The following is a 12,551-nucleotide window of genomic DNA, read 5'->3' on the forward strand; positions in this document are numbered from 1 at the left end:
ATGGTATTATTTACCAAACTTATCTTTTACCTCGTTTAAGATAACTTTTATGTCTTGCTCTTTTTCTTTTGGACAAATTAACAAAACATCTTCTTTATCCACTACAATGTAATTATCTAAACTATCTAAAACTACAACTTTGTTCTCTTTGGTACGCACAATGTTGCCTGTTGCATTTCGGTCTAGCAATTTTGCTCCAACTACTGCATTCGTATTTTCATTCTTATCTAGCTTGTCATATAAAGATCCCCAAGTACCAAGATCATTCCAATCAAAAGTAGCTGGTAACACATAAATATCTTTAGAGTGTTCTAAAATGGCGTAATCAATAGATATATTTTCTGCTAATGCATAATTATCTGCAATAAACTTTTGTTCATCATTAGTATTATAGCTATCCATACCTGCAAAAAATAAATTATATTGCTCTGGCTGAAACGCTTTAAATGCATCAACTATTGTTTTAACGCTCCACATAAATATACCTGCGTTCCACAAGAAATTACCTTGACTAATAAAGTCCTTTGCTGTATTGTAATCTGGTTTTTCTCTAAACTGATTTACTTTTTTAATTTCAATAGCCGGATTCTTATCAAACTCTATATACCCAAACCCTGTATTAGGAAATGTTGGTTTTATACCTAAAGTACATAATACAGCTTCATTTTCGCACTTCGTAAAACACTGTTTAACGTCGTCTTCAAAAGCTTGCTCATCTTCAATCCAATGGTCACTAGGAGCAACAATCATAACAGCATTAGGATCTTTTTTCTTGATTTTTAATGCTGCATATAAAATGCAAGGCGCTGTATTACGCATAGCCGGCTCTAAAACTACCTGATCCTGTGTAAGCATAGGTAATTGCTCTAAAACTAAGCTGTTATAACTCTCATTGGTTAACACTAATATATTCTCTTTTGGAATAAACTTATTAAGCCTTTTAAAGGTTTTCTGAATTAGTGTATCACCAGAACCTAACATATCATGAAATTGCTTTGGATATTCAGCTGTACTTACCGGCCAAAACCTTGAGCCAATACCACCTGCCATTATAACTGCGTAATAATTACTGTTCATATGATTAGTCTTTTATAAGTTCTACTTCTGCATTGGGCTGAAAAACAAACGTTCTACCACTAGAGAGTTCTATACACTCGTATCTTTTTATTTTTTTTGCTCCTTTTTTAAATAATTTACCATTATAAATTCTAAAGACACTACCAATTGGTAACTCAAAAATATATGTTTTATTTGAAATAGGATCAAACTGCTTTAATGCTAACGATAACTTAGCATCAGTATCACTACTTGCCTTTGGATTTTTAAAATGATTTGCAATAACAGGAAGCACTTTTGTTGGAAAAATTTCTGGCCTAATAAAAGGCAACATTAACGCCTGAAATGTTTTTTTCCATTCTAAACCGTGAGGCTTTATTCGTCTCCCGTATTTTTCAAAAGCTACCAAATGTGCTATTTCATGTACTAAAGTGATTAAAAATCTATATTTATTTAATGATGCATTTACTGTTATTTGATGCATTCCATTAGACAACCTTCTATAATCACCGTGACGCGTAACCCTATCACCAACAATTTTAAGATGTACTGCATTGGCTTTAATTAAAGAAGCACAAGGCGCAACAGCTCTTTCTGGCAAGTATTTCAGAAGGGTTTTCTCCATATACACAAAAATAACAGATTCTACCTGTTAACACTAGGGTTTTAAGTATATTTTGTAGTAAAATACAACTTTTTCTTTTCTTTATTTATTGATGTTGTACTTTTTAGATATAATATAGCAAAACAAAACTGCCTATTTTACAAACAGACAGTTTTGTTAATTTATATATTTCTTTAGTTAAACTAAGGTGTACTGTTACTAACTTGTAGCAATTTACCATTATACATTTTATGTCCAGTAAGGGCAAAATTCTCTATATACTCAGCCATTTCTAAAGCGGTAATTGGTGCTTTGTAACCAGGAAAAGCCTCTTCCAACATTTCAGTTTGTACGGCACCTAATGCAAGTACATTAAAAGAAGGTCCGGTTTCTTTAAACTCCTCTGCCCACAGCTCTGTTAACGTTACCACAGCTCCTTTACTAGAACTGTATGCAGATAGGCCCGCAAATTTAACACTGCCTTGCACACCTCCCATAGAACTAATAGTTACTACGTGTCCGTTTTTAGGCATTTTAGGTATTACCAATTTTGTAATACTTGCTACACCAAAAACATTTACTTTATATACAGCTTCAAAATCTGCTGTTGTAGTTTCTAAAAAAGGTTTATTGGCTAATTTTCCTGCATTATTAATTAATACATCTACTTGTTTCCAGTTAGTGTTTATAAACTCTTCTACTTTATTTAAATCTTCTTCTTTTGAAATATCAAACGAAAATGAAAAAATATTTGGATTTTTGAGCGATGCTATTGGCTCATTATTTCTAGACAATGCTAAAACTTTATGTCCATTACTTGCAAACAACTGTGCCATTTGAAACCCTATTCCTCTACTACAACCAGTAATTATAATATTTGCCATTAATTGTATTTTATTTCTTTTGTATCTGAATTTACAATACCCTTTATTACGGGAACAAATTTATTTATAAGACTAGCCATATGATTAAAATCCATTACACTTGGCTCATCACCAACCTTGTGATAATGCTCAAAATTTGTAAAATCAAAAGTAGAATATGTTTGTGAAGGCACATTAAACTCTTGATGAAAAGGATAATTATCTGACCTCATAAACAATCTAAACTCACCAGCTTTTGGTAAAAACCCTGCTATATTTTCACCTGCATAATTATTACTAATTTTTGCTAAATTAGACTCATTAAAGCCTGTTAAGTAAGTTAAATAATCTTTGTTTTGCATAGGTATACCTATCATCTCAAAATTAAGCATAGCATATAAATTAAGATTTTCTTTCTTTAGCTTCTTAGCTAAGTGCTTAGACCCTAAAAGTCCCATTTCCTCTGCAGAAAACAATGCAAAAATTATGCTACGCTTATTTGCTTTTGTTTTTCCAAAATAGCGTGCAAACTCCATAACTGCAGAAGTACCAGATGCATTGTCATTAGCTCCATTTGCAATAACATCATCACCGTCTGCTTTGGCACTACCAATATGATCATAATGTGCGCCAAGAATTATAACTTCGTTTTTAAGTTTGGGATCTGTACCTTCTATATAACCAACAATATTATATGCAACACCTTTACTTGCATCAAAGTTTGTTAATGTATCTTTATATGATGAAAAATAAGGTTTTACTCCGTTAGACTTAAAATTGTTTTCTATAAAAGTAGCAGCTTCTGCAATACCTTCTGTACCAGACATACGACCTTGCAGGTCATCTGAAGCTAAAAAGGCTACTATTTTCTCTACTTCGGCTGCAGTTGTTGCTGTTTTATTATCTACCGTAACTTCTTGCGCCCTACTAGAACAAGAAACAATAGCTAAAAAACCTAAAAAATAAAACGTCTTTTTCATATTTAATTTATTTAAGCACTAAAGATAAAAAAAGCATCTCATAAATTAATGAGATGCTTTTTAATATAATTTAATACTGTTTTAATTATGCAAGCATAGTAACAGGATTTTCAATATAACTTCTTAATGTTTGTAGAAACTGTGCTCCTACAGCACCATCTACGGTTCTATGATCACAAGCTAACGTTAACTTCATTGTATTTCCAACTACAATTTCTCCATTTTTAACAACTGGTTTTTCTACAATTGCACCAACAGATAATATTGCTGAGTTAGGCTGATTAATTATTGACGTAAACTCTTGAATTCCAAACATACCTAAGTTAGATACTGTAAATGTACTACCTTCCATTTCTGAAGGAGCAATTTTTTTAGATCTTGCTTTACCTGCTAAGTCTTTTACAGAAGCACCAATAGTTGTTAAACTCATTTGGTCTGCAAACTTAAGTACAGGAACAACTAAACCTTCATCTACAGCAACAGCAACACCCATATGAATATGCTTGTTGTAACGTGTTACATCATCTTTCCAAGTTGTATTTACTTGCGGATGCTTTCTTAACGCCATTGCACAAGCTTTTAATACCATATCATTAAATGATACTTTAGTATCTGGCAAACTATTAATTTGTGCTCTAGATGCTTTTGCATTATCCATATCTACCTCTATAGTAAGGTAAAAATGTGGAGCTGTAAATTTAGACTGACCAAGAACTTTTGCAATTACTTTACGCATTGAAGAATTTTTAACATCTTCAAAACCTTCTTCACCAACAGGTGCATATATAGCTGGTTGTGCTTTTGCTTCTGGAATAGAAGCTTTAGCAGTTGCTGGTGCCGCATTAGAACTAGCAGAAGGAGTAAAGTTCTCTACATCTTTCTTTATAATTCTTCCGTTATCACCAGAACCAGTAACGTCAGACAAATTAATTCCTTTATCTGCAGCAATTTTCTTAGCTAAAGGAGAAGCAAAAATACGCTTACCATCGGTAGAAGTATTATCTACAGCAGCAGCTTTTTCTTCTTTTTTAGTTTCTTCTTGCTTTGGAGCCTCTGAAGTTGAGGCAGCAGGAGCGCTATTACCAGAGTTAAGTACAGCATCTACATCTGTACCTTCTGGGCCTATAATTGCTAAAACTTCATCAACAGGAGAAGATTCTCCTTCTTTTATACCTACATATAATAGAGTACCAGAGTAAAAAGACTCAAACTCCATTGTAGCTTTATCTGTTTCAATTTCAGCAAGAATATCTCCTTCTTCAACTTTGTCACCAACTTGTTTTAACCAAGCAGCAACAGTACCTTCTTCCATAGTATCACTAAGACGAGGCATTTTAACAACCTCTACTCCTTCTGGAATAGCGGTTGAAGAAGTTTCTTTTGCAGGTGCAGCAGTCTCTTCTGGTTTTTCCTCTTGCTTTTCAGCAGCAGGAGCCGAAGTACCTCCAGATAATAAACCAGAAATATCTTCACCTTCATCTCCAATAATAGCTAAAAGAGAATCTACAGGAGCAGTATCTCCTTCTTGTATACCTATATGTAAAAGAACACCCTCATTAAAAGACTCAAACTCCATTGTAGCTTTGTCTGTTTCAATTTCAGCAAGAATGTCTCCTTCTTCAACTTTATCACCAACATTTTTAAGCCAAGCAGCAACAGTACCTTCTTCCATGGTATCGCTAAGTCTTGGCATATTTACTATAACTGCCATCTTTTATAATTTATGTTGTACAAATGGAAAATCTTCTTGTTCGTAAACCATATCATATAATTGGCTTACTGGTGGATAGTCAGAGTTTTCAGCAAATTCTTCACACTCTTTTACCATACGCTTAACTTCTTTGTCCATTGCAGAAATTTCATCTTCTGTAGCGTATTTCTTTTCTTTTATAACATCTAAAACCTGCGTAATAGGATCTATCTTCTTGTACTCCGCTACTTCATCTTTAGTTCTGTAGTGTTGTGCATCAGACATAGAATGACCTCTATAACGGTATGTTTTTATTTCTAAGAAAGTTGGTCCGCCTCCAGATCTTGCTCTTTCTACAGCCTTACTAACTTCTTCAGCTACAGTAACAGGGTTCATCCCTTCTACAGCCTTACAAGGCATTTCATATCCTAATCCTAGCTTCCAAATTTCTGTAGAATGAGATGTTCTAGCAACAGATGTACCCATTGCATAACCGTTGTTTTCACAAATAAAAACTACTGGTAGTTGCCAAAGCATTGCTAAGTTAAATGTTTCATGTAAAGATCCTTGCCTTACAGCACCATCTCCCATGTAACATAAAGTAACCGCATCGTTACCTGCATATTTGTCTCCAAATGCAAGACCAGCACCCAAAGGAATTTGACCACCAACAATACCATGACCACCATAAAAACGGTGTTCTTTAGAAAAGATATGCATAGAACCTCCCATTCCTTGAGAAGTACCAGTTACTTTACCATAAAGTTCTGCCATTACTCTTTTAGGGTCTACACCCATACCTATTGGTTGTACGTGGTTACGGTAAGCCGTAATCATTTTATCTTTAGTAAGATCCATTGCATGTAATGAACCAGCCAATACAGCTTCTTGTCCATTATACAAGTGTAGAAAACCTCTAACTTTTTGTTGAATATATACTGCAGCAAGTTTATCCTCGAACTTTCTCCAGAATAACATATCCTTGTACCAATTAAGGTAAACTTCTTTGGTTATTTTTTTCATTGAAAACTATTTTAAAAAGTCTGTTTTACAGAGTAGCAAAAATACACATTAAATCCACTATCAAAAAAAAATTAAAGAAAAAGCACAGACAAGATGCCTATTGTTTTTTTTAATTAAATTTTTATCAAAAAATTAGGAATAAAAAAATAATTCATCAAAGAATATCGCTTATAAGAAAGAATTACTAAAAGCTAAAGGTAAAATATCTGATATAGAATTACATTTTATAACAGCACCTTCTTCTCCCATTAGCAATAATGAGATAGCTTCTTTTTGTTTTTGCTCATATTCTATCATAGATTGTCTGCAATTACCGCAAGGAGCAGCTGGCTCTAAAACCTTATAATTTACAGAAGTGGCAGATATTGCTACAGAAAGTATTTTTATGTTTGGGTAAATTGCTGCTGCCTGGTAAATAGCCACTCTCTCTGCACAAAGTCCAGATGGGTAAGCAGCATTTTCTTGATTGTTACCAAGTACAATTTTTCCGTTTTCTAGTAAAACTGCCGCACCTACAAAAAAATTAGAGTATGGTGCGTAAGCATTTTTACGTGCTTCTACAGCTTTTAGCATAAGATCTTTGTCTGTTACAGGCAACTCATTTACAGAGTCGTAAACAGACATATCAAAAGATAAGGTATGTTTCTTCATTTAGTCGTTTAATAATTCTTCACCTAGGTTAAAGGTAAGAGAAAAACGCAAAGTATTTTCTAAAGGATTTTTTATTTTTGAAGTAGAGAATAAATAAGACAAATCTACCTGAGTTGCTTTAAACTTAAATCCGGCTCCAAGTGAGAAGAATTTACGTGCTCCTTTTAACTCGTTTTCATTAAAGTAACCCGTTCTAAGCATAAATGCATCTTGGTAAGTATACTCTGCTCCTAATGCCCAAGTTACCTCTTTAATTTCTTCACTAAAACCGTCTGGTGCATCTGTAAAAGAATCAAAGGCTCCCTCTAAAAAACTAATTTGTTGGTAACGTTCATTGTCCTCACTATCTATTTGTCCGTCCTCATTAAAATCTTGAGGCGTTGGCACTAATAACTTATTAAATTCTGTATTTAAAGATAACGTATTATCTTGATCCAAAATAAAATCAAAACCACCACCAAATTTTAGGTTCCCTGGTAAAAAGTTTTGTTGTCCGTTATTATCATAAGATATTTTACTTCCAAGGTTAGATATATTAAAACCTGCTCTCCATCTACCATCAAACTTTTCGTAGGCAATTTCTGGAGATCTATAAAAACCAGATATATCTACTGCAAAAGCTGTAGCTGCACTAGTATCTTCACTAGAATCATCTGAAGGAAATTTTAAATTAGATGTTATAAACCTACCACCAACACCCATAGAAAAAGTGTTAGATAATTTTAATGCATAGGCACCTTCTAAAACAAACTCATTAGGTTTTGCTATTCTTGCAGGCTCATCTATAGTTTGTCTAAGTTCTACCTCTCCTAAACCAAAGTAACGCAAACCAAAAGCAAACGCACTCCTATCATCTATTTTATTATAAAAACTTGCGTTTAATAAAGCTACATCTGTAACTATGTTTTCTAAATAAGGTGTATAGCTAATACCAAAACCCATTTTTTGATCTGCAAAAGCAAACTTAGAGGCGTTCCATTGTAAGGAATAAGCATCTGCTGAAGTTGCTACACCCATATCTCCCATACCAGCTGCACGTGCATCTGCGGCAATATTTAAAAAAGGTACGGCTGTTGTAATTGATCTGTTTTGCTCTTGAGCATTGCCAAAATATACGGACACCAAAAGTGTTAAGGCTAGTATTTTTTTCATCGTTTTTATAATATAGGTTCTTTTCATAGTAATTAAGCCATAATAAAATGGCACAATATTTTAATAAACGCTCTTTTTAAGAATATCTTATAAATTAAGAACTTTATTTTTTAACATTACTTATTTGACGGTAATATACTATAAAATTTAAAACTCTTTATTTCCTTATTATTAAGCACATAAGTAATTCTACAAAAAAGAATTAAAAAAATAATACTATTCTAATATTTACGCCGTTATAGATTTGTTGAACCTTGTTTTAATGCTTGTTTAAGTTTTTTTTAGGAACTATAAAATATTCTAAGAAAATTTGCGTTTAATAAGCCGATAGTAAGCAAAGTTTAAAAACAAATAAGTATAGTATAACTGCAATTTGCAGTAAAGTATAGAACTCAAGTCTTAATTATGAAAAAACAATTCATTAAAGTTGTACTCTCGTGTGCTGTTGTTGCAGGTAGCATAACTAGTTGTAAAAAATCATCTTCATCTAAAGATGTATCTCGTGCCACAGGTTGGAAGATTAACGCCAAAGAAGGTGGTTTTCAGCACAACTCTGATTTTAAAGAACAAGTTACCGCACCGGGTCTTGTATTTATAGAAGGTGGTACATTTACTAAAGGTAAGGTACAAGATGATGTTATGCATGATTGGAATAACACTCCAACACAACAACACGTACAATCCTTTTATATGGATGAAACAGAAGTAACTAATAAAATGTACCTACAATTTTTAGATTACTTAAAATCTGTATATCCACCAGAAGACCCAAAATATGCTAACATATATAAAGGTGCTTTGCCAGATACATTGGTATGGAGAAACAGACTTGGTTTTAATGAAACTATGACAAACAACTATTTAAGACACCCTGGTTATGCAGAGTATCCTGTAGTTGGTGTTAACTGGGTGCAAGCTACGCAATTTGCAGAATGGCGTACAGACCGTGTTAACGAATTAATGCTAGAAAAAGAAGGCTACCTTAACAAGGAAGCTAAATATAAAGCCTTAAACGGAGAGTCTGCGGGTACTTTTAGTACTGAAGCTTACTTAAACAGACCAGAGTCTGTTTATGGTGGACAAATAGATTCTTTACAAGGAAAAGCTAAAAAGAACGATTCTGTATCATCTTTTGCAAAAAGAAGTAGTGGTGTAATTTTACCAGAGTATAGGTTGCCTACTGAAACAGAATGGGAATATGCTGCACAAGCTAACCAAGGTTCTAGAGAATACAATAACTATAGAGGTAGAAAAAAATATCCTTGGGAAGGAGATTACACTCGTAACGGACAACGTGTTGGTAGAGGTGATCAATTAGCTAACTTTAAACAAGGTAAAGGTGATTACGGCGGAATTGCTGGTTGGTCTGACGATGGAGCAGATATTACCAACGCAGTTATGTCTTACAAACCAAATGATTTAGGTCTTTATGATATGGCTGGTAACGTTTCTGAATGGGTTGCCGATGTATACAGACCAATAGTAGATGATGAAATTAGTGATTTTAACTACTATAGAGGTAACATATATATGAAAACAGCAATTGGCGAGGACGGTAAAGTAAACGTACTTAGAGATTCTGTTGTTTATGACACATTACCAAACGGAAAAATAGTAGCTGTTAATTTACCAGGTGAGATTAAAATGGTTGCTGTAGATGAAGAAGAAACTTATTTAAGAACAAACTTCTCTTCTAGTGATAACAGAGGTTATAGAGATGGTGAGCCAGGATCTACAAGATTCTATGACAGGTTTAATGAAGCTGATGGTGACGAAGAAAATAAAAAATCTATGTACAACTCACCTACTAATAAAATAGAAAGAGATAGTGCTGGTAATTTTGTTAGAAACTATGATAAGTCTAACTACAGAACATCTTTAATTAATGATGAGGTTAGAGTATACAAAGGTGGATCTTGGAGAGACCGTGCATTTTGGTTAGACCCTGCACAACGTAGATACTTACCACAGTATATGGCTACAGATGATATTGGATTTAGATGTGCAATGTCTAGAGTTGGTTCTAAGTCTAAAACTAAGAACAAAACTGCAAGAGGTAAAAAAGTAAAATAATTTACAACAATATATTTTTTAAAAAAGACTGCTCCTTCGAGCAGTCTTTTTTTTTATATTCGCCTTATGACAATAGCACAAATCCATCAACTATTTTTAACACATTCTACCGTTTGTACAGATACTAGAAAAATAACTAAAGACTGTATCTTTTTTGCCCTTAAAGGCGATAATTTTAACGGTAATAAATACGCTGCAGAAGCACTACAAAAAGGCGCTGCTTATGCTGTTGTAGATGAAAAAGAATACGCAATTAACAGTAATTTTATTTTGGTTGATGACGTATTACAAGCATTACAACAACTAGGTAAATATCATCGTAAACAATGTAATGCAAAAGTAATAGGCTTAACGGGGAGTAACGGAAAAACCACAACCAAGGAACTTATTAAAGCTGTTATTCAAAAAAAATATAAAACCGTTGCAACTTTAGGCAACTTAAACAACCATATTGGAGTTCCTTTAACATTGCTTACTATTAAAGAAGATACAGAAATTGCTATTGTAGAAATGGGTGCTAATCACCTAAAAGAAATAGAATTTTTAAGCAACTTAGCAGAACCAGATTTTGGATATATTACCAATTTTGGCAAAGCGCACCTAGAAGGCTTTGGCAGCACAGAAGGTGTTATACAAGGTAAAAGTGAACTGTACAAGTATTTAACTACAAACCAAAAACACGTTTTTTTAAATGCAGATGATCCTATACAAGAAAGTAAACTTGGGACTTATGTAAAAAAAATAGGGTTTAGCAGTAGCAATAGCAATTATTTTAAAATAGAATTACTTAGCGCAGACCCTTTTGTTACTATACAAGTGGAAGATATTACCATAACCTCTAACCTAGTTGGAGCGTATAATTTTACAAACTGTTGTGCTGCTATAACAATGGGTAAGTATTTTAATATAAGCTTGCCACAAATAAAAGAAGCAATAGAAGGCTACATACCTGCTAATAACAGATCTCAAATATTAGAACAAAAAGGATTTAAGATAATACTAGATGCTTACAATGCTAACCCAACAAGTATGGCGGCAGCATTAGACAATTTTAACGGTATAAAAGCTGCACATAAAATTGTTTTTTTAGGTGATATGTTTGAGCTGGGAAACACCGCAGCTGCAGAACACCAAGAAATAGCAGATAAGGCTTATAAAATGAATTTCACCACTACTTTTTTAGTAGGAGAAAATTTTGCAAAAGCAAAAACTGAAGCAATACAACTTGCCACTTTTAACGACTTAAAAGAATACTTAAAAGAACATCCATTACAACCAAACAGCAATCTTTTAATAAAAGGTTCTAGAGGTATGGCACTAGAACGCATTTTAGATATATTATAAAAAAAGCCTCTCTGTAAAGGAGAGGCTTTTTAATTTTTAAGTCAGTTTTAAAATAAACATATCTAAAACTTCTATTACAATTAATATTATAATAATCCACTCTAGCCTACTACTTTCTTTGTGGTCCATAATATCTTTAAATAGCTCTAGATTTTCTTTAATAACACCTAAGCGCTCATAAATATATCTGTACCTATCTTTTAAGTCAAACGTTTTTTTTAACTCTAAATTTAAAAGACTTAAAGCTTCATTATCCCAAGTTATATCTGGAGAATCAAAAATATAAAGGTTTTCAGAAATTTCATTCTTAATATTTAAAACCTTACCTATAAATCGTTTTAACTTATTACCAGATATATCTAGTTTTCCTCTTTGCTCTAGATATTTAGTATGCTCATTTGTTTCTCCTAATAATTGCTCTGTGATATCAAAATAATTATCTAAAGCCACAGACTGCGATGCATTTAATACTATTAAACGTATAGCCTCATAATCAAAAGAAGGTATTATTATCTTGTTAAATGACACTTCTTGTATTGTTGGCTCTATAACAACATTTACTTCTTCAGAAAATCGCTCCTCTTTTAAACCTTTACAAAAGGGCTTAATACTATCTAAAATTGTTCTCTTTTCTTCTAAAGTATGATTAAAAAAACCAACCATACCATATTGAAAAATGTAAACAAATTTTGTGTCTCCCATTTTATAAAATAACTCGTCTCCGTCTGAAAAAATGAGATCCCAAGTTAAGTTACGCTTGCATTCTCTAATACTTATAGAGGCTGCAATTTGGTATGCATCTACGCTATACATAGCTAATTTTGATCATCATCTAAAGAAATATCTGGTATAGCGTCAGGATCATCATCATCAAAATCTTCATAATCATCCTCGTCATAATTAGCCATAGTTACCTCTAACTTTTCACTAATTTTAACCAAATACTTTGTATCTTCTGTTAGTACTTCTACAGCTTCTATGCGCTCTCCTTTTGCGTTATAAAAACTTATAACATTAAGGTCATCATAACCATCTGGATACTTCTCTACCAAAAGTTTTAAAACTTCTGGAGTAAGTTTTTTAAAATCTACAATAACTCTTTTTAAATTATCCAT

At 32.9% G+C, this 12,551-nt stretch carries 12 protein-coding genes; 2 read left to right on the forward strand and 10 right to left on the reverse strand.

Annotation, left to right across the window (positions count from 1 at the left end):
• Positions 1–6 precede the first annotated feature (6 nt).
• The 8 genes from AX016_RS00100 to porV form a co-directional block, all read right to left on the reverse strand.
• On the reverse strand, positions 7–1,077 hold the full coding sequence (locus tag AX016_RS00100; RefSeq protein WP_100893657.1) for a mannose-1-phosphate guanylyltransferase: 1,071 nt from the start codon (positions 1,075–1,077) through the stop codon (positions 7–9).
• A gap of 4 nt (positions 1,078–1,081) precedes the next feature.
• On the reverse strand, positions 1,082–1,681 hold the full coding sequence (locus AX016_RS00105; RefSeq protein WP_100893658.1) for a SprT-like domain-containing protein: 600 nt from the start codon (positions 1,679–1,681) through the stop codon (positions 1,082–1,084).
• A 182-nt stretch (positions 1,682–1,863) separates the two neighbouring features.
• Positions 1,864–2,544, reverse strand: coding sequence for an SDR family NAD(P)-dependent oxidoreductase (locus AX016_RS00110; protein WP_100893659.1), 681 nt, complete (start codon positions 2,542–2,544; stop codon positions 1,864–1,866).
• Positions 2,544–3,503: a M28 family metallopeptidase gene (locus AX016_RS00115; protein ID WP_100893660.1), complete on the reverse strand. Its 960-nt coding sequence runs from the start codon at positions 3,501–3,503 to the stop codon at positions 2,544–2,546. Before AX016_RS00115 ends, AX016_RS00110 begins: the two co-directional genes overlap by 1 nt.
• An 85-nt stretch (positions 3,504–3,588) precedes the next feature.
• Positions 3,589–5,214 (reverse strand): pyruvate dehydrogenase complex dihydrolipoamide acetyltransferase, encoded by a 1,626-nt coding sequence (locus AX016_RS00120; RefSeq protein ID WP_100893661.1) that lies wholly within the window; start codon positions 5,212–5,214, stop codon positions 3,589–3,591.
• Positions 5,215–5,217: 3 nt separating this feature from the next.
• The gene (pdhA, locus tag AX016_RS00125) at positions 5,218–6,216 is read right to left on the reverse strand and encodes a pyruvate dehydrogenase (acetyl-transferring) E1 component subunit alpha (protein ID WP_100893662.1); all 999 of its coding nucleotides are present in this window, start codon (positions 6,214–6,216) and stop codon (positions 5,218–5,220) included.
• Positions 6,217–6,384: 168 nt separating this feature from the next.
• Entirely contained in the window at positions 6,385–6,867 is a 483-nt protein-coding gene (locus AX016_RS00130; protein WP_100893663.1) for a cytidine deaminase, read from the reverse strand.
• Positions 6,868–8,019 carry a type IX secretion system outer membrane channel protein PorV gene (porV, locus tag AX016_RS00135; protein WP_100893664.1) on the reverse strand — a complete coding sequence of 384 codons (1,152 nt, stop codon included), beginning with the start codon at positions 8,017–8,019 and terminating at the stop codon, positions 6,868–6,870.
• Between the two features lie 405 nt (positions 8,020–8,424).
• On the opposite strand from porV, the gene gldJ reads away from it, so the two are divergent.
• Positions 8,425–10,092, forward strand: coding sequence for a gliding motility lipoprotein GldJ (gene gldJ / locus AX016_RS00140; protein ID WP_100893665.1), 1,668 nt, complete (start codon positions 8,425–8,427; stop codon positions 10,090–10,092).
• A gap of 66 nt (positions 10,093–10,158) precedes the next feature.
• Positions 10,159–11,436, forward strand: coding sequence for a UDP-N-acetylmuramoyl-tripeptide--D-alanyl-D-alanine ligase (locus AX016_RS00145; protein WP_100893666.1), 1,278 nt, complete (start codon positions 10,159–10,161; stop codon positions 11,434–11,436).
• Positions 11,437–11,472: 36 nt separating this feature from the next.
• On the opposite strand, the gene AX016_RS00150 is transcribed toward AX016_RS00145, so the two are convergent.
• The gene (locus AX016_RS00150) at positions 11,473–12,249 is read right to left on the reverse strand and encodes an RMD1 family protein (RefSeq protein WP_100893667.1); all 777 of its coding nucleotides are present in this window, start codon (positions 12,247–12,249) and stop codon (positions 11,473–11,475) included.
• A 2-nt stretch (positions 12,250–12,251) separates the two neighbouring features.
• Positions 12,252–12,551, reverse strand: coding sequence for a hypothetical protein (locus tag AX016_RS00155; RefSeq protein ID WP_100893668.1), 300 nt, complete (start codon positions 12,549–12,551; stop codon positions 12,252–12,254).

This window comes from Cellulophaga sp. RHA19 (genome assembly GCF_002813425.1).
GTDB lineage: Bacteria > Bacteroidota > Bacteroidia > Flavobacteriales > Flavobacteriaceae > Cellulophaga.